Raw genomic sequence first — 21,617 nt, forward strand, 5'->3', positions numbered from 1 at the left:
CGCCATGACGACTGCGCCTTTAGTAATGACCTTGAATTCACCTGCAGAAACGGCTGCTTTGGCGGCCCGTTTAGGCCAAAACCTGCAGCCCGGTGACATCGTTCTTCTTGAAGGTGAAATTGGCAGTGGAAAGACACATTTTGCCCGCAGCCTGATCCAATCGGTCATGACACCCCTAGAGGATGTACCATCCCCCACGTTTACACTGGTTCAGACCTACGAAACCAGCTTGGGTGAAATCTGGCATTGCGATCTTTATCGCCTGAACGCATTGGAAGAGGTCGACGAGCTGGGATTGATCGAAGCGTTCGATACTGAGATCTGCTTGGTCGAATGGCCGGACAAGCTGGGTGCCCTAAGGCCGGCGTCAGCCTTGACAATACAGTTCAAAACAGACCCTAACACGTTGGAAAAACGGCATGTGACATTTACTTGGACAGATGTCAAATGGTCAGGAAAATTGGAGAGCGCCGCATGACAAACCGGGCAGTAGTGGCCGAAGCACTGATCGCTCAGACCCGATGGGCCAATACGGACAGGGCCCCTCTTGCCGGGGATGCCTCAAACCGCCGTTATGAACGGCTTACAATCCGCGAAACGGGCGAAACAGCCGTATTGATGGACTCCCCTCCAGGGCAAGCAGAACCCGTAGAGGCGTTTGTGCGCATGGCCAACCACCTCAGATCAATCGGATTGAGCGCACCTGAAATATACGCCGAAGATACCGAATTCGGGTTTTTATTGCTCGAAGATTTGGGCGACGATCTGTTCGCCCGGGTTTTGAAAAAAACACCCGAAAGAGAGCGCGAGCTGTACCAGGCAGCAACGGATGTTCTGATAGCGCTCCACGAAGCCCCAACACTACCGCTGCAGTCTTATGACCCGGCCCTGATGACCGAGCTTGCTGCCCTGTCATTCACAAAATACGCCCAATCTGTGGACGGCTCACATGATGAAGACGTCCGGGTGCGGTTCGAAGACAGGTTTGCAGATATTTTGCACCGGGAAACGTCCGGGGTTAAAGTTGTCGTCCAACGGGATTACCACGCAGAAAACCTGATCTGGTTACCTGAACGTATTGGCGTCTCGCGGGTCGGGTTACTGGACTTTCAAACCGCTATGTTGGGTCATCCCGCTTACGACCTCGTCTCGTTGTTGCAAGACGTGCGCCGAGATGTGGCGCCTGGAACGGAAATGCAGATGGTCAGCCGGTATATCTCGGAAACCGGCATAAACGACCACGACTTTCGCACGGCATATGCTGTGCTTGGCGCGCAAAGGAACTTGCGAATCCTCGGTGGCTTTGCGCGCCTCGCGACCGAATATGGAAAACCCAAATATATTGACCTTATTCCAGCGACATGGGCGCATCTGATGCGAGATCTGGAACACCCTGCGCTGATTACAGTGGCTGATCTTGTTCGCGATGCCCTGCCCCGGCCGACTTCTGAAAACCTAGACAGGCTTCGATCAAAATGACCCGTTCCCCCGAGGCAATCATGCTGTTTGCAGCCGGGTTCGGAACCCGCATGGGTGCGCTGACCAAAGATCGACCCAAACCGCTTATCGAGTGCGCTGGGCGCCCGTTGATTGATCACGCGCTTGATCTGACCAGCGACCTTGAACCTGTGCGCAAGGTCGCGAACCTGCACTATTTGCCTGATCAGCTTACAGAACATCTCGCGCCGAAGGGCGTTTTGCTGTCGTATGAAGAACCGGGCATTCTCGAAACTGGCGGTGGATTGCGTGCCGCTTTGCCTTTGTTAGACACTGATACAGTGTTTACGTTGAACTCGGACGCTATCTGGTCCGGGCCTAATCCGCTGACGATGCTGCGCGACGCGTGGGATCCCCAGAATATGGACGCGTTATTGATGTGCATCCCGATCTCGCAGACAATTGGGCATGCGGGAACCGGTGATTTTACCGCGGACAGTTCCGGTCGCATCACACGCGGCGGAGAATTGATCTATGGCGGCGCGCAGATCATGAAAACAGAAGGCTTGGCTGATATTCCAGACAAAGCCTTTTCGCTGAATGTTTTATGGGATCGCATGCATCAAAAAGACCGACTGTTCGCCATAACCTATCCCGGTCGTTGGTGCGATGTGGGTAGACCCGAAGGGATTGCGTTGGCCGAAGGGCTGCTGGCCGATGTTTGATCCCAACGCTCATCCGCGTGTTTATGCTGTTCCACCGGGAAGTGATTTCCCCAAAGCGCTGGTAGAAGGTTTGCGTGCGCGAACCCAAGACATGGCTCCAGAAGTGTTGGCTGGCGTCCAGCTTGTGGTCAACACGCGGCGAATGGCGCGCAGGGTGCGTGACTTGTTTGACCAAGGTCCGGCGGCCCTTTTGCCCCAGATATCACTTGTGACCGATCTGGGAGAAAGCGTCGATCTTGCGCAGATTCCCCCGGCAATTCCAGCCTTGCGGCGGCGGCTTGAACTGACCCAGCTTGTCGCGAAACTATTGGACCAGCAGCCTGATCTGGCCGCACGATCATCCTTGTTCGATTTATCCGACAGCCTCGCCGCGCTGATTGACGAGATGCAGGGCGAAGGTGTTTCTACGGACGCCATCCGCAATCTTGATGTCAGCGATATGTCGGGTCACTGGGCGCGTACTCAGGCCTTTGTCGGGATCGCGGACCAGTTTGTGGATACAGGTGGTGACGCACTGGACGCGCAGGCGCGACAAAGACGGGTCGTTGAGACCCTGATTGAGCGATGGCAGCATGAACCCCCGCAACATCCCGTTATCCTTGCGGGATCCACCGGCTCTCGTGGAACAACATTGATGTTGATGGAGGCCATCGCCCGCCTACCGCAAGGCGCATTGATCCTGCCCGGTTACGATTTCGACCAACCGGATCATGTTTGGCATGGGTTGGACGACGCGTTGAGTTCAGAAGACCATCCGCAGTACCGGTTTCGCAAACTGATGACCCAGCTTGATCTGAAGCCCGGTCAGATCAAGCATTGGACCGAAGATCAGCCGCCCTCGGCCGCGCGCAACAAGTTGATTTCACTGGCATTACGCCCCGCACCAATCACCGATGCATGGATGTCCGAAGGACCCGCACTAACAGATCTGGACGGCGCGACCGCTGATCTGACATTGGTCGAAGCGCAATCGCCACGGGATGAGGCGCTGGCCATTGCGCTGCGTCTGCGCGAGGCCGCCGAAACCGGGCAAACCGCAGCATTGATTACACCTGACCGCATGCTGACCCGGCAGGTCAGTGCAGCACTGGATCGCTGGAACATTCTGCCCGACGACAGCGCGGGATTACCGCTGCAACTGTCGCCACCAGGCCGGTTTCTGCGCCATGTGGCGGGCCTGTTCGTGCGTCGGCTTGACGGCGAAGCGCTGCTGACCCTGCTCAAACATCCTTTGTGCCATGACGGCGAAAACCGCGGCGCTCATCTACTGCATGCGCGTGATCTTGAGCTGGATTTGCGACGGCACGGGCCTCCGTTTCCGGATAGCATCAGCCTTACAGCTTTTGCAGTCCGCAAGGACGTCCCGGATGACTGGGTTCGCTGGCTGAACCAGCACTTTTGCGACCAAACCGTGACTGCCGCACTTTCCTTGTCTGATTGGGTCACGCGCCTGAGGCAACTGGCCGAGGGTATCTCGGCCGGAAGCACGGGCAAAACCGGAACGCTTTGGGACAAGAATGCAGGTCAAAAAGCGCTGTCCGTTCTGACCACACTCGAAAATGAAGCCCATCACGGCGGTACTATGACCGCGCATGACTTTGCGGATCTTTTAGGTGCCTTGCTGGCTGGCGAAGAGGTCCGCGACCGTGACGCACCACACCCGCGCATTATGATCTGGGGTACGCTTGAGGCGCGGGTTCAAGGCGCTGATCTTCTTATCCTGGGGGGATTGAACGAAGGCAGCTGGCCCGAAGCCCCGGCACCCGATCCCTGGCTGAACCGGCAAATGCGCAACAAAGCCGGTTTGCTGCTGCCAGAACGGCGTATCGGGCTGTCGGCGCACGACTTTCAACAGGCCATTGGCGCGCCTGAGGTCTGGCTGACGCGCGCATCACGGTCCGACGATGCGGAAACTGTACCATCCCGGTGGCTGAACCGTTTGACGAATTTGCTGCAAGGGTTGCCGGGGCAGGGCGGTCCGGATGCGCTTGTCGCGATGCGAACCCGAGGTCAGCAATGGCTTGATTGGGCTGGCAAGCTTGAATCCGCGCCGCCGATCATGCCTGCACCACGTCCTTCACCGCGTCCACCTGTCTCTGCCCGACCACGCCGCCTGAGTGTTACCGAGATCAAGCGACTGATCCGCGACCCTTATGCGATTTACGCCAAACATGTGCTTCGCCTCAAGCCGCTGGACCCGCTTGTGCAGGCTCCGGATGCTTTGCTGCGCGGAATCGTAATCCACGAGATATTGGAGCATTTCGTGAAGGACAGCGTGCTGGACAGCGCGCTACTGACCCGCGAAAACTTCTTGAAACGAGCTGAAACACTACTGGACCAGCACGTGGCATGGCCTACGGCACGCAAACTCTGGCTCGCGCGGCTGGAACGGATCGCAGACGACTTTCTGAATGCCGAAGCCGCCCGTCGTGGCGATGGCGGCCCGGTCGCGTTCGAGGCCGCAATGAAACTTGTACTAAGCCCGTTGGATTTCACCATTGCAGGTCGCGCCGACCGGATTGATGTGAACAGCAGGGGCGGGTTGCGGATCGTGGACTATAAAACGGGCGCGCCCCCTACCGAAAGCCAACAAAGCAAGTTCGACAAACAATTGCTGATCGAAGCCGCAATTGCCGAACAAGGCGGGATCGAAGGCTTTGATCCACTGCCCGTGGCCGAAGCGATCTTTATCGGTATGGGCGGCAGCTATAAAGAGGTTCCCGCTCCGCTACTGAAGGAACCGACTGACAAGGTACTTGCCGAGTTAAAAGAGTTGATTTCTGCTTATTTAGACCCTGAACAAGGCTTTTCTTCCCGCCGTATGCTGCACAAGGACACCGATATTGGCGACTATGATCATCTGGCCCGGTTCGGAGAATGGGATCGGACAGACGAGACAACGCCTGAGGATTTAACATGAGCGCCCGCAACGACGCCACCGAACGTCAAGTTCAGGCCGCCCGGCCTGATGCCTCGACCTGGTTGGCGGCGAATGCGGGGTCTGGAAAAACCCGCGTGTTGACCGATCGGGTAGCACGGCTGTTGCTGGACGGGGTGCAGCCGCAGCACATTCTGTGCCTGACCTATACCAAGGCGGCCGCCAGCGAGATGCAGAACCGTCTGTTCAAACGGCTGGGTGAATGGGCGATGCTGGGTGACGATCGTTTGGTGGCGCAACTGACCGATCTTGGAGTTCTGGGCCACCTAACCCCTGATCGTTTGGCTCAGGCGCGCACGTTGTTTGCCCGCGCCATCGAAACGCCAGGCGGGTTGAAAATACAGACGATTCACTCGTTCTGCGCCTCGCTATTGCGCCGGTTTCCCCTTGAGGCAGGTGTCAGCCCCCAATTCACCGAGATGGAGGACCGGGCAGCCGCCTTACTGCGCGAAGAGATCGTCTCAGACTTTGCCGAAGGTGTGCAAGTCAGCTTGATTGAAGATGTTGCGCGGTTCGTGACGGACACCGGGTTTGAAAACCTGACCTCTGCCATATCGCAAAAACGCAGTTACTTTTTGCATCCCTTAGACTGGAACGACATCCTTGAGCGTTTCGGATTGCCCCACGGATTCGATGAAGACGCTTTGAAAGACCGCGTCTTTCTGGGCGGCGAAGTCGAGCTGATCCGCTCAATCCTGCCCGCGCTATCCGAAAGTGGTGGGAACAACGCCAAAGCCGCAGCGAAACTGGATGCTTTTACCCAAGCGCACATTACCCACCTTCCACTGCTGGAAAGCGTTTTTCTGACGGGCAAAGCCGCGAAAGAGCCCTTTACCGCCAAGATCAACAGTTTTCCAACCAAGGCACTGCGTGAAGGGATACTTGCAGGTCAGATGCCACAGCTCGAGGCGCTGATGCTGCGGGTTGAAGCCGCCCGCGAGCAGCGGTTGGCACTGGTGGCCGCGCGCAAAACGCATGTCCTGCACCGGTTCGCAGCGACGTTTTTACCAGAATACGAACGACGCAAGCAACTTCGCGGTTGGCTGGACTTTGACGATCTGATCCTGCGGGCAAGGCAAGTTTTGAACGACCCAGCTGTGGCGGAATGGGTACTGTACCGGCTGGATGGCGGGATCGACCACATTCTGGTGGACGAGGCTCAGGATACCAGCCCGGATCAATGGGATGTGGTCGAGAAACTGGCTCAGGAATTTACCAGCGGCGAGGGGGCCCGTTCGGGTGTCGAGCGGACGATCTTTGTGGTCGGGGACAAGAAACAGTCGATTTATTCTTTTCAGGGCGCCGATCCTAAGGCGTTCGATCGGATGCAGGCAGAGTTTGGGCGAAAACTATCTGAATCAGGCTCTAAACTGTGGGATTCGACGTTAGAGTATTCTTTCCGGTCTTCCAGCGCGATCCTGTCTCTGGTCGATATTCTGTTCGAAAACCGGACGGAGGCGGGATTTCACAAAGAAAGTCAGCACCGGGCGTTTAAGGCTGATCTTCCCGGTCGGGTCGACCTTTGGCCTGTCGTGGAAAAGGTCGACGATGCTGAGGACACGGACTGGACTGATCCGGTCGATCGACCTGGCGCGCGTCACCACACAGTGATCCTTGCCGAAAAAGTAGCGTGTTCAATCAAGGCGATGATCGACGGTGGCGAAACTGTTCCCGACGACAGCGACGTACCCGGCAGGTTTATCCGACGCCCTGTGCAGCCGGGGGACTTTCTGGTTCTGGTTCAACGCCGCTCGGACCTGTTTGCCGAAATCATCCGCGCATGCAAGGCCGAAGGATTGCCGATTGCAGGCGCTGATCGCTTAAAGGTTGGTGCGGAACTGGCGGTCAAGGATCTGGCCGCATTGCTCAGCTTTCTTGCGACGCCCGAAGATAGCCTGTCGCTGGCAACCGTGCTGAAATCACCCCTGTTTGGCTGGAACGAGCAGCAATTGTTCGATCTGGCGCACCGGCGTCGGGAACAGTATCTTTGGGCCGCGCTGCGCAGCCGAGCCGACGACTTCCCCGAAACACTAGCCATTTTGAACGATCTGCGCGGTCAGATTGATTTTCTGCGCCCCTATGATCTGATCGAACGAATCCTGACCCGACACGACGGGCGTCGCAAACTGCTGGGCCGTTTGGGGGCTGAAGCCGAAGACGGCATAAACGCCCTGCTGTCTCAGGCGCTGGCCTACGAACGCACCGATATCCCCAGTTTGACCGGATTTCTTGTCTGGATGCAGACCGACGATCTGGAAATCAAACGGCAGATGAGTGGGGTCGGCAACATGATCCGTGTGATGACGGTGCACGGCTCAAAAGGGTTGGAGGCACCAATCGTCATTCTGCCTGACACGGGCAAACGACAGGCGCCGCGCGATGCGGAAATCATGGTGTCCGACGGAATGCCCGTCTGGAAGGTACCGGCTGACGCATCACCTGATCTGATTACCCGCGCCCGTGCCGAGGCGCGCCAGCGCGAAGAAAACGAGCGGTTGCGCCTGTTATACGTCGCCATGACGCGCGCAGAGAAATGGTTGATCGTTGGTGCTGCGGGTGATGTCGGAAAAGACGGCACAAGCTGGTACCAGATGATAAAGGCCGCGATGGAACGGGCAGGGGCCACAGCTGTTCCCGGCACCGAAACCTTACGACTGTCTCATGGCGATTGGGATGGGCTTCCTTTGATCAAACATGACGAAGCCACCGTTTCGCAAACAGATCTGCCAGCTATGTTCCTGGTCCCGGCCCAGGACGCGCTGCCCGAGACGAAAACGCTCAGCCCATCGGATCTTGGTGGGGCCAAAGCCCTTGCCGGGGACGCGGGACAAGATGAAGAGGCAGCAAAGCTGCGCGGCACGCGCCTGCATCTGTTGCTGGAACATTTACCTTCGATATCCCAGGCAGATTGGCCGCAGCTTAGCGAAAGGATTCTGCCCGACACACCCGCCTTGGAACGTCAGGAGCTGCTAAACGAGGCGCAGATGGTGTTGACCGCAGAACACCTGCAGGCGGTTTTTGCCAAAGACGCTCTGGCCGAGGTTCCGGTGACCGCAGATCTGAACGGGCAAAGGATGCACGGCGTGATAGACAGATTGATCGTGACCGAAGACGAGGTACAGGTGGTTGATTTTAAATCAAATGCCACCGTTCCAGATCGCCCCGAAACCTGCCCCGAGGGTTTGCTGCGTCAGATGGGGGCCTATGCCAACGCTTTGGCACAGATTTACCCGGATCGGAAAATCAGCACGGCAATTCTTTGGACTCGAACCGCGGATTTGATGTGGCTGCCACACGATATTGTGACGGATGCCTTGGCGCGCACCCAGATATCTTGACCTTGGGCCATCGCGACCCTACGTTCTGATCCCGAGTTTACCCCATTCAGGAGACAGAATATGTCGACCGTAGCCGTAACCGACGATACCTTTGACGCCGAAGTCAAGAATTCCGACATCCCTGTTGTTGTCGATTTCTGGGCTGAATGGTGTGGCCCCTGTAAACAGATCGGCCCCGCTCTGGAAGAGCTGGCGTCCGAGTATGGTGGCAAGGTTAAAATCGCCAAGGTAGACGTAGACAGCAACCCCAACTCTGCAGCGGCTATGGGTGTGCGCGGCATTCCGGCCCTGTTCATCTTCAAGGACGGTCAGGTTGTTTCGAACCGCGCGGGCGCGGCCCCCAAGGCAGCCCTGCAAAGCTGGATTGACGAATCCATCTGATCTGGCTGATTTGACGGAAAAGAAAGGCGCCTCAAGCGGGGCGCCTTTTTTCGTTTACGTTAGACAAAGAAAAAGCCGCTCGGACGAGCGGCTCATCTATCACACGATATGGGTCGCGGATCAGAACTTGCTGATATCCGCGCGGCACAGACCAACGTCTTCCAACTGAGCGTCGCTGAGTTGCCACAGTGCCTTACGTGTTTTGCGGGATTCATTCCACGCTACTGCTTTTTCATAGGTTCCGAAGAACGCGTCCACTACATGCAGGATGGTAGCTGCTCCGAGCGGCGCATGGATATTCGCGGTGGTTGCCATTTGCGCATTCCTTTTAACTGAAACAGCCGACCTCATGTCGGTTGTGAGGCTCATGTAGAACCAACACTCGAATCTCACAATTGCTAGTCTGGTAACCCCGATCTGCGATTCTTGCATATCTTTTAGGCAGTTTGTGAACTGTTGCGCTGACGGCGGGTCCGGCCCATATAGGGTGCCAGATCAAATTGGAGGCCCCGATGGCAGACAACGACTTTCCCGGTTGGCACGGCACAACGATCATTGGCGTCAAAAAAGGCGGCCATGTGGTGATTGCCGGGGACGGACAGGTCAGTCTGGGTCAGACCGTAATCAAGGGCACTGCCCGGAAAGTGCGCCGCCTTTCGCCCGGCGGTTTCGAAGTTGTTGCCGGTTTCGCTGGTTCGACCGCTGATGCGTTTACGTTGCTGGAACGGCTGGAGGCCAAGCTTGAGGCCACGCCCGGCCAACTGGCCCGCGCCTCGGTCGAGCTTGCCAAGGACTGGCGGACAGACAAGTACCTTCAAAAGCTCGAGGCGATGCTGATCGTCACCGACGGCAAAGACCTGTTGGTCATCACCGGGGCAGGGGATGTGCTGGAACCTGAACATAACGTGGCCGCTATTGGATCTGGCGGAAACTTCGCACTGGCAGCAGCACGCGCGATGATGGACAGCGACAAACCAGCCGAACAGATCGCGCGCGAGGCGATGGCAATTGCCGCGGATATCTGCGTTTACACCAATGGCAATCTGACGGTCGAGGAGATCTCAGGCCAGTAGCGCCTTGATCTCTTTCCCTTTCCAGCGGCGATGCATTCCGATCAATCCCAGTATCGCCGCAACGATGACGATGTAGTAGGGCACGCGGATGTCGATGCTCATTAAGCCGCCGCCGACAAGCGACATTATACCTCCGGTCAGACAGAACACGGCTGTTGTGACACCCATGACCCAGCCTTGATCGGTTTCACTAACGGCAGAGGAAAACAGACCTAGCAGTGTGGGGTAAGACACTCCAAAGAAGAAGTAGAAGAAAAAGACCGGCACATAACTCAGCACGCCGTTGGGGCTGAATGCGAAAGCAAAGCCGCAGATCACCATAATGATCAACGAGGTATAGATGATTTTGTGTTTGCTGAACTTTTCTTGCGCGGGTTTCACAAGGAACGTGCTGGAAAAAGCCAGCGCAAAGCCAATCACCACCATCGCCACGCTGCCACCGATCACGCCGTAACCGAACCGGCTGGTTAAATAATTGTCGACGAACACATAGAAAGTGACGTTGGCGATCATAAAGAAGGAATAGACCGGCAGGATCTTCAGAACCATCGGGTGCCCGCGCACGGCGATCAGACTGTCGGTCACATCGCGCGGACGAAAAACAAACGGCGCACGTTCGGTACGGGTGTCTTTGAAAAAGGTGATCACGAGGAAGATTGCGATCAAGACCAGAACAAAAGCGCCGTAGAACGGGGTTTTCAGCGTGGCCACACTGCCCAACAGGGCGGCATCGGACAGGAGGGCGCCGATGATCGGCCCGCCGACCAGGCCAAAGCTGACGCCGGTCACGATATATCCCATATTGCGGTCGCGGTCGGCAGCATCGGTGCTGCCATCAATCATTGCCGCTTGGGCGATGGGTTGGTTGCCAGCAGTGAACCCGGTGATCGAGCGACCGATAATCAGCAACAACAGACTGTTGAGGTAAAGCGACGCGATCGTCAGCGCATACCCGATCAACGCCCCGCCCAGACACACCAACAGCGCGTTCTTGCGTCCGATAGAATCCGAAACCTTCGAAACATAGACCACACCTAGAAACCACGACAGGAAAAAGCACCCAATTACCAGCCCGTAATAGAAATGCCGCTGTCCCATTGGTGTGTTTTCGGGCAGGAAACCGGATTTCGACTCCATGATCAGCGAGTTGATGATGGGGAAGACCAATCCTTGCCCAAGCAGATCAACAAACACCACGAACAGAAGGGTGATCTTGGCAATTTTCGTCATAGCTTTGTTCCTGACCCTCAACGCCTTGAAATCACGGTAGCAGACCGCGCGCCTTTCACCTACGGAAAGCATTTGCAAACCGGGTAGCGCATTGCTAACCAACGCTGCCTCTGTTGTTTTCGCCCCTGCGGTGATTACTTAATCCGCACCTGCCTAAAGCCGACCGAAAGGACTGCCCCTGTGACCGACCTGACCCCGCGCGAGATTGTCTCGGAATTGGATCGTTTTATCATCGGGCAAAAGGATGCCAAACGCGCGGTGGCTGTCGCCCTGCGTAACCGTTGGCGGCGCAAACAGTTGGCCGACGACATCCGCGAAGAGGTTTATCCCAAGAACATCCTGATGATCGGCCCCACCGGTGTCGGCAAAACCGAAATCAGTCGCCGTCTGGCCAAACTGGCGCGCGCGCCTTTTATCAAGGTCGAAGCCACCAAATTTACCGAAGTTGGCTATGTTGGCCGAGACGTGGAACAGATCGTGCGTGATCTGGCTGATGCGGCAATCATCCAGACCCGCGAGTTCATGCGCGAAGACGTCAAAGCCAAGGCTCATCAGGCTGCCGAGGACCGCGTGATCGAGGCGATCGCAGGCACGGACGCCCGCGAAGCGACCCGCGACATGTTCCGTAAAAAGCTGAAAGCCGGAGAATTGGATAACACGGTGATCGAGCTGGAACTGTCCGACACGTCGAATCCGATGCCGATGTTCGACGTTCCCGGCCAGCCCGGCAGTCAGATGGGCATGATGAACCTAGGCGATATCTTCGGCAAGGCGTTCGGCGGGCGCACTGTCAAGAAACGCATGACCGTAGCCGAAAGCTATGATGCGCTGATCGGGGAAGAGGCCGACAAGCTACTGGACGATGAAACCGTGAACCGTGTGGCACTTGAAGCGGTCGAACAGAACGGCATCGTGTTTCTGGATGAAATCGACAAGGTTTGCGCGCGCTCGGATGCGCGCGGCGGGGATGTCAGCCGCGAAGGTGTGCAGCGCGATCTGCTGCCTCTGATCGAAGGCACCACAGTTTCAACCAAGCATGGCCCGGTCAAGACCGACCATATCCTGTTTATCGCCTCAGGTGCATTTCACATCGCCAAGCCGTCGGACCTTTTACCAGAGCTTCAGGGGCGTTTGCCGATCCGCGTCGAACTGCGTGCACTTACCGAAGAGGATTTCGTACGCATCCTGACAGAGACTGATAATGCGCTTACCCGCCAATACACTGCCCTGATGGGAACCGAAGAGGTCACGGTGAGCTTCACCGAAGATGGCATTGCAGCGCTGGCTAAGATCGCAGCGGATGTGAACCAGACTGTAGAAAACATCGGCGCGCGCCGGCTTTATACGGTTATGGAACGCGTGTTCGAAGAACTGTCTTTCAACGCACCTGACAAGGCTGGCACCGAGATTACCGTGAACGCCGCGTTCGTTGACGAAAACCTTGGCGAATTGACCAAGTCCACCGACCTCAGCCGTTACGTCCTGTAACAGTATAAGCCGGTTTTTGCCGTGCCTTTCACCTTGCGTCGCTGTACGCAGGGCTGAAATCGGTTAGCTTTTGCGCAAGATTCTCTGAGGATTTAAACGTGTTTCGTTTTGCTTTAATTACTTTCGTTTCATTGACACTGACAGCTTGTGTCGACCGCACTGTTTCCCAGACCGTACCCACCGCGTTGGAAGTGGGTACGCCGGAAACTGTGTTTGCCACCACGACGCGCGCCCGCGAAGCGGATGGCTCTTATGGGTTTCGGCGCGGTGAGACGTTGCAGTTTCTGGAAATGACGGTCTCGATACCGCCCAATCACACGCCCGGAACACTGGATTTCTCATATGCTAATCCCAATCCGGACAAGCAATTCGTCATGGCCCGCGTGGACGAGTTGCAGGGTCCAGGCGATCTCAGGTCGCGCCTGCAAGGAAAGGACGAGGTTTCGATCTTTATTCATGGGTATAACACGACCCAATCTGAAACCGCGTTTCGGGCAGCGCAGCTCAGCTATGATCTGAAAATCCCGGGTGCCACAATGGTTTATTCCTGGCCCAGCCAGGCCACGGGGTATGGCTATGCCTATGATCTGGACAGCATGCTGTTTGCGCGCGACGGTTTAGAACAAACGGTTCGGGATCTGAAATCAATCGGGGTAAGGCGCGTGATTCTGGTTGCACATTCCATGGGTACTGCCCTGACGATGGAGATGTTGCGGCAGGCCGAACTACGAGAACCCGGCTGGTCGAACAAGAATATCGAGGGTGTGGTGCTGATCGCGCCGGATCTGGATGTGGATCTGTTCCGGTCGCAAATGGATACGATCAAGACGCCACCTGATCCCTTCATTGTGATGGTTTCGCAGAAGGACAAGTTGTTGAATATCTCAGCCCGGCTACGCGGAACCACGAAGGGCGAGCGGTTGGGCAATATCAGTTCCGCCGAAGCTTTGTCTGAGTACAAGATCAACATCCTGGATACGACGGCGTTCAACGATGATGCAGAATCCTCGCATTTCGTGGCCGCGACATCTCCGGCTTTGCTGGCAATCATCAATTCAGCCCGAAGGATCAGCAACACATTCGGCACCGAACAGCGTGGGCTTGATGTGATCGCGCCAGCCAGCGTCCGCAATCCGGACGGTGCGACGGAAATAGTTCTGACAGAAACTGGTCAGGCGCAGGTTAGCGCTCCGTGACACAATTTAACCTGGGCCGGTATCTGCGTGACAATACGGCCTGGTTAGGCGCCGGGGTCCTGCTGACGTTCATGTCCAGTTTCGGACAGACGTTTTTCATCTCTGTCTTTTCTGGAGAAATCCGGGCTGAGTTTGGCCTGACCCATGGTGCCTGGGGTGGATTGTATTCTCTGGGAACAACCGCCTCTGCAATCGTCATGATTTGGGCCGGTGGGCTGACCGATATGTTTCGCGTCCGCGTTCTGGGCCCCGCCGTTCTGGCCGGGCTGGCGTTGGCCACTTTGGCTATGGCCTTAAACATCTGGTTGTTTTTGCTGCCGGTGGTCGTGTTTCTGCTGCGTCTGTTCGGGCAGGGGATGAGCACTCATCTGGCCGCCGTCGCAATGGCGCGCTGGTTCACCGCAACACGCGGCAAGGCCTTATCTATCGCGTCGGCCGGTTTTTCAATCGGAGAGGCCATTCTGCCGGTCACCTTTGTGGCAGCAATGCTGTATCTGGATTGGCGTTGGCTTTGGGTAATCTCAGCCGGGATCGTAATGATCGGAATCCCCGTTTTGTGGCGCATGCTGCGTCTGGAGCGTACACCGCAAAGCCTGGCGAGCGAATATTCTGCCACGGGAATGGAAGGCCGCCACTGGACACGGAAAGAAGCGCTGTTCAACCCGCTGTTCTGGCTTATCGCCCCCGCCTTGATGGCGCCCCCGGCCTTTACGACTGCATTCTTTTTCCACCAGGTCCATTTGGCGGAAATCAAAGGGTGGCAGCACATAAATCTTGTTGCCCTGTTTCCTCTGTATACTGGTGTTTCGGTTGTTTCGATGTTTGCCGCGGGTTGGGCTTTGGACAGGTGGGGAACGGCGCGGATGATGCCGTTCTACCAACTGCCAATGGCCATTGGATTTATGATCGTATCTGTCATGGCGACCCCGAGTACAGCTGCACTTGCCCTGACGTTTCTGGCCGTGACAGTAGGTGCAAACAGTACATTGCCCAGCGCCTTTTGGGCTGAGTTCTACGGAACCCGACATATCGGAGCGATCAAAGCAATAGCCACATCGCTGATGGTATTGGGGTCTGCGATTGGCCCCGGGCTAACCGGTGTTCTGATTGATCAAGGCATACCACTCGATGCACAGTTTTTGTGGATCGGTTTCTTTTTCCTTGGGGTTTGCGCTCTGGTCTGGACCGGGATCAACCGTGTGGCACACACGCTTTAACGCGTGCGCCGCAAATAGACGTAATAGGCCCCGTCGCCGCCATGGCTGATATGGGCAGGTGTCACTTGCAGAACCACATGCGCTAAAGGTGGCAATGACAGCCATTGCGGAACCTGATTGCGCAGAACACCGCGCGGTGTGGGTATTGGACCCGGTTCGTCGCGATCCTTGCCCTTTCCGGTTACCACCAGCACAAGCCGTTTCCCCTGGGCCTGCGCCGTCAGAACAAAACGAATAAGCGCAGGATGCGCCGTGTCCACGCGCATTCCGTGCAGATCCAGCTTGCCTTCGGGCTTTATCTTGCCACGTTTCATTCGGCCAAATGCCTTGCTGTCCATCTGGATCGGTTTGGCCTGAAGGCTTTCGGTTACGGTTGGTTTCAGCGCATTACCGGACGGTTTGAGACTGACGTTTCGGCCAAGCTCAAAGGGTTCTAGCCGTGTTTTGGGTGGCTTAGTTGGTTTGGGCTTCGGCAAGGACGTGGGGTGCACAGTCTGAGGCAGCTCTGGGTGCAGGCGCTCCGCCTGCTTGGCGACCTTGCGCCACAAATCTATTTCGTCTGCAGTCAGCTTGCGGCGTGACATCAAAACTCATCCGGAAGCAGGGCATATGCGCGCTGAATGGGCAGTAAAACGACCATGCGGCCTGGGTCTTTCAAACGCCCGGCCGCCTTTCCGGCGGCATCCCCGGTGCCGAAAAAGATATCGGCCCGCTGTGCGCCCTTGATAGCTGATCCCGTATCCTGCGCGATCATCAGCCGACGCAAAGGTTGTTTGCCGTCCTTTTCTACCCAAACCGGCGCACCCAGTGGCGTGAAAACTGGGTCAGCGGCGATACTGCGCATCTCTGTAACCGATCGGTTCATCGCGCCCAGCGGTCCAAATTCGGGTGCGACACGCGTCACCTCGCGAAAAAAGACGTAAGAAGGGTTGTGAAACAATAACTCGGCTCCGGCCTCCGGGTTTTTTCGAACCCATGACTTGATCATCTGGGCACTGACCTGATGCGCGGCCAGTGCGCCCCGCCGGATCAACTCGGACCCGATTGAGCGATACGGGTGCCCGTTGGCACCTCCGTACCCGACACGCAGCGCGCTGCCGTCCGGTAAACGGATGCGCCCCGAGCCTTGAATTTGCAAAAAGAAAAGCTCGACCGGGTCGTCGACCCACGCGATCTCAAGACCACGGCCCTGCATAATGTTGCCTGACAGTAACTCGCGACGGGACAGCCATTGTTCTGCACGCCGCGCCTCGGGTGGCATTTTATAGACCGGATATCTGTATCGTTCCGTGCGGGTTTTGGACCCATCCAGTTCCGGCTCAAAATACCCGGTAAACAAGGCATCCTTGCCGTCCTCAATAAGAACCGGTCTGAAAAACAGCTCAAAGAAGGAACGAGCGGCTTCAGGTCCATAACTGCGTGCAACTCCGCACAGAGCACGCCAATCAGGGTCTTTCAGATCACCGCATGTATTCAGAAATACAGAAAGGGCTGCGCCGTGGTCGTCATCGGCCCAGCCATCAAGATCATCAAACGTGACAATGGAACGTGTCGCTTCGGCGCTGGCAGAGGTGCTCATGAAAGCGACCAGCAATAGCGACCGAAGCGTTGCAATCATGCGTCCGTGGCAACAAGCAGCCAGTTAGGATCATCCGAACCCATCACGCGGGCAAAGGTCCAGCTGTCCTTTTGCCGTTTCACTGTGTTCGGATTGCCTTCGATAATGTCACCGCCGCGATCGCGTACGACCGATGTCAGCTCACCCACGAACTTCATGGTGATCTCGGCCTCATTGGTGTCCTTGTCGAACTTGACGTCGGCCAGAGATGTTTCGCGCACACCGATGAACTCCGCCTCAATGGTCAGGCCCTGATCTTCACGGGCTGCGACGACCGAGACAAAGGTGTCGAATACCTCTTCTGACAGGAAGGGCTGGATTTCATCCAGATTACCCTTTTCGAACCCCATGACGATCATCTCATAGGCACCGCGCGCACCCTGCACGAACTCACTGACCGAGAAGCTGGGCTCGATCCGTTTCATTGCGGTCAGGGTTTGGGCCTGTTCGCTGTCTTCTTCAACGTGGTCGGTGATGTCGTGGTCGGGGCCACCTTCGATCACCTCAAAGTCACGGCGCGACTTACCTGTGTCGGGTTGTTGTTGAACAGGAGGTTTTTCGAAACCCTCCCGTGTACCCAGAACGCTTTTCAGGCGCAGGATCAGGAAAACGGCAATTCCGGCCAGGACCAGCAACTGGATCATCGGTTCGTTCATTTCATCCTCTTTATCAGACCGCGGCTTTGTATACGCGACCTCATGCCACTATGTAGGTGACAGATTGGGGCAAGTCCACCGCCCGACCCGCTGTAAAGGATAACGCATATGTATCTGTTTTTGGCATTTCTATTGGTTCCGATCATCGAGATCGCCCTGTTTATCCAGGTTGGCGGCTTGATCGGCCTGTGGCCAACACTCGCGATTGTAGTCCTGACAGCGGTTTTGGGCACGGCTTTGGTGCGGACACAAGGTCGCATGGCACTGGCCAATCTACAGCGGTCTTTTGCGGAACTAGATGATCCGACTGAACCTTTGGCCCACGGGGCAATGATTTTGCTGTCAGGCGTGTTGCTGCTGACACCTGGGTTTTTCACCGATGCTGTTGGATTCGCGTTGCTTGTTCCCGGCATTCGCGTTGCCGTCTTTCGCTACCTCAAGTCAAAGGTCAACGTCACCCACTTTCAAATGGGAACGGGTGCGCAATTTCACACAGGGGCCGATCCTTTCGAACAGGATGACATAATTGACGGAGAATTTACCGAGGTTCGCCCCCGCAAAGACCCCTCAAAGCCATCGAAATGGGTAGAAGGACCGTGACCTGCATTGAGGTGGCGCGCCCAACTTGCTAAGCAGTGGCGAATTTTAGTTTCGGAGTAGATCCATGGCCGAAGAAGACGCCAAAGAAAACACCGCGGCCCAAGCCGCCCCTCAGATTCAGATGCGCGTTCTGGGACAATTCATTCGTGACCTGTCTTTTGAAAACGTAATGGCCCAAAAGGGCGTGTCTGGTGACGTACAGCCTGAGATTTCTGTTCAGGTTAATCTGGACGCCAAAAAACGCGGCGCCGAGCACCAGTACGAAGTTTCGATCAAGCTGAACCTCAAATCCAAGGCCAAAGGTCTGGAAGATGTCCTGTTCCTGTGTGAGATCGACTATTGCGGTCTGTTCCACGTGGAAGGTGTCGCCGAAGATCAGCTGCACCCGTTCCTGATGATCGAATGCCCGCGGATGTTGTTCCCATTCCTGCGCCGCATTGTCAGTGACGTGACCCGCGATGGTGGATATCCGCCGGTCAACCTGGACAATATCGACTTTGTGGCCCTTTACCGCAACGAACTGATGCGCCGTCAAGCAGAGGCGCAAAAGGCCGACGCCTAAAATCTTTGACCCGCGCCAGAGGTCAGCTCAGGCGCGGGTCCACAAAGCGTTTTCGCCCAGTTTTTCCACGAAAGCCTCATGCGCTGCGCGTTCATCCTCGGTGATTTTTGACGTCAGAGGTGTCGGGCGCGCCACGGGCCGCCAGTCATCTTGCCCTCCGGCACCTGAAGCGGCTGATGTAGACAGGCCGAAATCCGGCTGCCGCCCACCGATCAGTTCCAGATAGACCTCAGCCAGAATTTCTGAGTCGAGCAAGGCCCCGTGCAGCGTCCGGTTCGAATTGTCGATGTTGAACCGCCGACACAGCGCATCCAGTGATGCGGGCGAGCCGGGAAAACGTTTGCGCGCAATGGCCAGCGTATCCAGCGCCTGATCCATCGGAATCTGCGGCAGGCCCATCCATTTCAGCTCAGCGTTCAGGAATTTCATGTCGAAGGACGCATTGTGGATCACCAGCTTGGAATCCTTGATGAAATCGCGAAATCCCTGACCGACCTTGGCAAAGACCGGTTTGTCCTTCAGCGTCACCTCACCCTTTTCCGGCGGGCGTGGGTTTTCCAGCAGGTCCGGGCCGATTCCATGCACGCCAAACGCCTCATCCGGCATCCCGCGTTCGGGGTTGATGTAGACGTGATAGGTTTCGCCCGTGGCGACATGGTTCCACAGCTCGACCGCGCCGATCTCGACAATCCGGTCGCCGCTTTCGGGATCAAACCCCGTGGTTTCGGTATCGAGTACAATCTCACGCATCTGCCATCCCCGCCCGTATTTGCCTGACCACATCCTGCACCTGCGCGCGGGCATGGTCCAGCGTATCCGTCACGATCACAAAATCCGACCGCGCGCATTTCTCGTCATTCGGCATCTGCTTGGTGCGGATCTGTTCAAACTGGACTTCGGTCATTGTGCCGCGCTCCATCACGCGGCGTCTTTGTTCTGTCGCGGGAATTGAAACGCAGGCAACGGCATCCATCGCCGCGTCCCCTCCGGTTTCGAATAACAAGGGGATGTCAAAAACCAGTATGTCGGCCGATGTATTTTGCCGAAACGCTGCACGATCAGCGGCAACCAAAGGATGCACAATCGCTTCAATCTGTTTCAGGGTGGCACTATCGCGCCCGATGATTTGTTTAAGCATCTCTCGGCTGACCGCGCCGTCCACGACTGCATCAGGAAATGCAGCTTGCATGGGTTCAACTGCGGCTCCATCCCTTGAATAGAGTCTATGTACGGCTGCATCTGCATCCCATAACGCGCAGCCCTCGTCGACAAACATCTGCGCGGTCGTGCTTTTGCCCATCCCGATCGAGCCTGTGAGTCCAAGTGCGAAACTCATGACAAAACGGCGGCTCTCAGATCAAAATTCACTTCGGGTCGAACACCAAACCAGCTTTCAAAACCGGGAACAGCCTGATGCAACAACATACCCAACCCATCGACTGTCGTGCATCCGGCCTCTTCGGCCGCTTTCAAGAGGTGCGTTTTCAAAGGCGCGTAGACAAGATCGGTCACAACGGCACCCGGCTGCAATCCATCCAAAGGCACGCGCAGTTCCGGCTGACCCTGCATACCAAGTGAGCTTGTATTAACCACAAGCTCCGCCAGTTCCAGGACATTCCCGGCCTGCAACCAATCAACCACCTTGATGGTCGGGCCAAACTCTTCTTTCAAATGTTCCGCGCGCTCTTTTGTTCGGTTTGTCAGCAATATTTCGGGCAAGCCTGCATCGACCAACGCCTGCAACACAGCCCGAGCAGCACCTCCGGCGCCGATAACCACCGCTGGCCCATCACCGGGTTTCCAATCTGGCGCGCCGCTACGCAAGTTCTCCATGAACCCGTATCCGTCCGTATTGTCGGCATGGATCGTCCCGTCATTCCGAAAAACCAGAGTATTCGCCGCACCGATTTTACGCGCGCGATCTGTGACCTCATCCGCCAGTTTCAGAACAGCTTCTTTGTGCGGGACCGTGACGTTCGTTCCAACAAAACCCGCCTTGGGCAGCGCACGTAAAACCGTATCAAGATCCTCGGGGGCGACATCCATAGGAACATAATGACCCGGCAACCCATAGGTTTTTAACCAGTGCCCATGCAGCTGCGGAGATTTTGAATGTGCCACAGGGTGCCCAATTACACCGGCCAAAGGAATTTTTGCCTTGCTCATTGATCAATCACCCCTTTGACGGCCAAGAAATTCAACAACTCCAACAGGGGCATACCCAAGACGTTAAAATAGTCACCGTCAATGGTTGCGAACAAGCGAACACCTTCTTCTTCCAGCTTATAGGCCCCAACGGCGTGTCGGATGCTGTCCCAGTTACGATCGACATAGTCACGCAGATACGCGTCCGAGCTCATACGCATTCGCAGTCGGACCTGACCGACATGCCTCCAGATCGGTTCGCTATTCTCATAGATGACAGCCGCAGACAAAAGCATGTGCCGTTTTCCGCGCATCTTCTTAAGCTGGGCAAAGGCATCCTCGGGCGTTTTCGGCTTGGACATAAGCTGTCCTTCAAAGTCCAGCACCTGGTCACACCCCAAAACCATCGCCCCGGGATTCTTATCGCTGACCTTGCGCGCTTTCATCTCAGCCAACGTATCGGCAATATCGCGCGGGCTGGCCTGTTCGGCCAACAACGCTTGCTTGGCTGTATCTTCATCGACCCGTGCGGTTTCCACCCTGAATCGCACATCCGCGTTTTTCAGCAGCTGAGCCCGAATGGACGACCCCGAGGCCAAGATGATGGGGACAGACATGTGGAAAACCCCCTGAGCAAATCGTTAACGGTTCCGGGATGGTTTGTATGGTTTTCCAGTTGACACGCAAGCCCGGGATTTTTGCCGCGAACTTCCCAGATTCGCTCAAGTTCTGTCCAATCAGGACAAGGATAACTTCAACCTCGAGGATAACCGTTCTCCCAGAACTTAACCATAGAGTTATCCCCAGAGATTCATATTCATATTCCATATAAGTGATTGTTTTTATGTTGAAATAAATTCCCTCAACAGAATCACTCATATCCTCTGGGAATTAATCCACTTGGGGAAAACGCGTGTGTAAAAAAGTAATCCACGGAATTTAAGCACCCTACAAAACCATCTTCCTTTTTCTTTTCTTATTTTTTTATTAGGGAAGAGCCCGAGCAATCGACG

Annotated in this window: 21 protein-coding genes; 12 read left to right on the forward strand and 9 right to left on the reverse strand. The window is 56.1% G+C overall.

Annotation, left to right across the window (positions count from 1 at the left end):
• Window positions 1–4 precede the first annotated feature (4 nt).
• Genes tsaE through trxA form a run of 6 tightly spaced genes read left to right on the forward strand, consistent with a single transcriptional unit; the run spans window position 5 to window position 8,819 of the window.
• Window positions 5–478, forward strand: a complete 474-nt coding sequence (tsaE, locus tag ACR0DG_RS14565; protein ID WP_480707201.1) for a tRNA (adenosine(37)-N6)-threonylcarbamoyltransferase complex ATPase subunit type 1 TsaE — start codon at window positions 5–7, stop codon at window positions 476–478.
• Entirely contained in the window at window positions 475–1,479 is a 1,005-nt protein-coding gene (locus tag ACR0DG_RS14570) for an aminoglycoside phosphotransferase family protein (RefSeq protein WP_480699428.1), read from the forward strand. The genes tsaE and ACR0DG_RS14570 overlap by 4 nt, the downstream gene beginning before the upstream one ends.
• Window positions 1,476–2,162: a nucleotidyltransferase family protein gene (locus ACR0DG_RS14575; RefSeq protein ID WP_480699426.1), complete on the forward strand. Its 687-nt coding sequence runs from the start codon at window positions 1,476–1,478 to the stop codon at window positions 2,160–2,162. Before ACR0DG_RS14570 ends, ACR0DG_RS14575 begins: the two co-directional genes overlap by 4 nt.
• The gene (gene addB, locus ACR0DG_RS14580; RefSeq protein WP_480699424.1) at window positions 2,155–5,082 is read left to right on the forward strand and encodes a double-strand break repair protein AddB; all 2,928 of its coding nucleotides are present in this window, start codon (window positions 2,155–2,157) and stop codon (window positions 5,080–5,082) included. Before ACR0DG_RS14575 ends, addB begins: the two co-directional genes overlap by 8 nt.
• Complete coding sequence (gene addA / locus ACR0DG_RS14585) at window positions 5,079–8,438, forward strand: double-strand break repair helicase AddA (protein ID WP_480699422.1); 3,360 nt, start codon at window positions 5,079–5,081, stop codon at window positions 8,436–8,438. Before addB ends, addA begins: the two co-directional genes overlap by 4 nt.
• 60 nt (window positions 8,439–8,498) lie before the next feature.
• Window positions 8,499–8,819, forward strand: a complete 321-nt coding sequence (trxA, locus tag ACR0DG_RS14590) for a thioredoxin (protein ID WP_170397826.1) — start codon at window positions 8,499–8,501, stop codon at window positions 8,817–8,819.
• A 120-nt stretch (window positions 8,820–8,939) separates the two neighbouring features.
• Here the strand turns inward: trxA and ACR0DG_RS14595 are convergent, their stop codons facing one another.
• Window positions 8,940–9,134, reverse strand: coding sequence for a DUF1127 domain-containing protein (locus tag ACR0DG_RS14595; RefSeq protein WP_480699420.1), 195 nt, complete (start codon window positions 9,132–9,134; stop codon window positions 8,940–8,942).
• Between the two features lie 197 nt (window positions 9,135–9,331).
• Between ACR0DG_RS14595 and hslV the strand changes: the two genes are divergently transcribed.
• Window positions 9,332–9,892 (forward strand): ATP-dependent protease subunit HslV, encoded by a 561-nt coding sequence (hslV, locus tag ACR0DG_RS14600; RefSeq protein WP_480699418.1) that lies wholly within the window; start codon window positions 9,332–9,334, stop codon window positions 9,890–9,892.
• On the opposite strand, the gene ACR0DG_RS14605 is transcribed toward hslV, so the two are convergent.
• Window positions 9,881–11,122, reverse strand: coding sequence for an MFS transporter (locus ACR0DG_RS14605; protein ID WP_480699416.1), 1,242 nt, complete (start codon window positions 11,120–11,122; stop codon window positions 9,881–9,883). The genes hslV and ACR0DG_RS14605 overlap by 12 nt on opposite strands.
• A gap of 180 nt (window positions 11,123–11,302) precedes the next feature.
• Here ACR0DG_RS14605 and hslU point away from each other — a divergent pair, with 180 nt between their 5' ends.
• From hslU to ACR0DG_RS14620, 3 genes are all read left to right on the forward strand, one after another.
• Complete coding sequence (gene hslU, locus ACR0DG_RS14610) at window positions 11,303–12,610, forward strand: ATP-dependent protease ATPase subunit HslU (protein WP_480699414.1); 1,308 nt, start codon at window positions 11,303–11,305, stop codon at window positions 12,608–12,610.
• 98 nt (window positions 12,611–12,708) lie between these two features.
• Window positions 12,709–13,806, forward strand: coding sequence for an alpha/beta hydrolase (locus ACR0DG_RS14615; protein ID WP_480699412.1), 1,098 nt, complete (start codon window positions 12,709–12,711; stop codon window positions 13,804–13,806).
• Window positions 13,803–15,023 carry an MFS transporter gene (locus ACR0DG_RS14620; RefSeq protein ID WP_480699410.1) on the forward strand — a complete coding sequence of 407 codons (1,221 nt, stop codon included), beginning with the start codon at window positions 13,803–13,805 and terminating at the stop codon, window positions 15,021–15,023. Before ACR0DG_RS14615 ends, ACR0DG_RS14620 begins: the two co-directional genes overlap by 4 nt.
• Here the strand turns inward: ACR0DG_RS14620 and ACR0DG_RS14625 are convergent.
• From ACR0DG_RS14625 to ACR0DG_RS14635, 3 genes are read right to left on the reverse strand one after another with little or no spacing between them, the layout of a single operon-like run.
• Complete coding sequence (locus ACR0DG_RS14625; protein ID WP_480699408.1) at window positions 15,020–15,607, reverse strand: Smr/MutS family protein; 588 nt, start codon at window positions 15,605–15,607, stop codon at window positions 15,020–15,022. The genes ACR0DG_RS14620 and ACR0DG_RS14625 overlap by 4 nt on opposite strands.
• A complete protein-coding gene (gene mltA, locus ACR0DG_RS14630; RefSeq protein ID WP_480699406.1) occupies window positions 15,607–16,602 on the reverse strand; it encodes a murein transglycosylase A in 996 nt (331 codons plus the stop codon). Before mltA ends, ACR0DG_RS14625 begins: the two co-directional genes overlap by 1 nt.
• Window positions 16,603–16,637: 35 nt before the next feature.
• Window positions 16,638–17,297, reverse strand: coding sequence for a Tim44/TimA family putative adaptor protein (locus ACR0DG_RS14635; RefSeq protein WP_480699404.1), 660 nt, complete (start codon window positions 17,295–17,297; stop codon window positions 16,638–16,640).
• A gap of 108 nt (window positions 17,298–17,405) precedes the next feature.
• Here ACR0DG_RS14635 and ACR0DG_RS14640 point away from each other — a divergent pair, with 108 nt between their 5' ends.
• Both ACR0DG_RS14640 and secB read left to right on the forward strand, forming a co-directional pair.
• Window positions 17,406–17,897, forward strand: a complete 492-nt coding sequence (locus ACR0DG_RS14640; RefSeq protein ID WP_480699402.1) for an FxsA family protein — start codon at window positions 17,406–17,408, stop codon at window positions 17,895–17,897.
• 64 nt (window positions 17,898–17,961) lie between these two features.
• Window positions 17,962–18,459, forward strand: coding sequence for a protein-export chaperone SecB (gene secB / locus ACR0DG_RS14645; protein ID WP_480699400.1), 498 nt, complete (start codon window positions 17,962–17,964; stop codon window positions 18,457–18,459).
• Window positions 18,460–18,486: 27 nt separating this feature from the next.
• Here secB and dnaQ read toward each other — a convergent pair whose 3' ends face one another.
• The 4 genes from dnaQ to ACR0DG_RS14665 are packed head-to-tail and all read right to left on the reverse strand — an operon-like array spanning window position 18,487 to window position 21,221.
• Entirely contained in the window at window positions 18,487–19,209 is a 723-nt protein-coding gene (gene dnaQ, locus ACR0DG_RS14650; RefSeq protein ID WP_480699398.1) for a DNA polymerase III subunit epsilon, read from the reverse strand.
• Window positions 19,202–19,795: a dephospho-CoA kinase gene (coaE, locus tag ACR0DG_RS14655; protein ID WP_480699396.1), complete on the reverse strand. Its 594-nt coding sequence runs from the start codon at window positions 19,793–19,795 to the stop codon at window positions 19,202–19,204. Before coaE ends, dnaQ begins: the two co-directional genes overlap by 8 nt.
• On the reverse strand, window positions 19,792–20,625 hold the full coding sequence (locus ACR0DG_RS14660) for a shikimate dehydrogenase (RefSeq protein WP_480699395.1): 834 nt from the start codon (window positions 20,623–20,625) through the stop codon (window positions 19,792–19,794). The genes coaE and ACR0DG_RS14660 overlap by 4 nt, the downstream gene beginning before the upstream one ends.
• Window positions 20,622–21,221, reverse strand: a complete 600-nt coding sequence (locus tag ACR0DG_RS14665) for a Maf family protein (RefSeq protein WP_480699393.1) — start codon at window positions 21,219–21,221, stop codon at window positions 20,622–20,624. Before ACR0DG_RS14665 ends, ACR0DG_RS14660 begins: the two co-directional genes overlap by 4 nt.
• Between the last annotated feature and the right edge of the window lie 396 nt (window positions 21,222–21,617).

This window comes from Ruegeria sp. BG8, assembly GCF_056538325.1.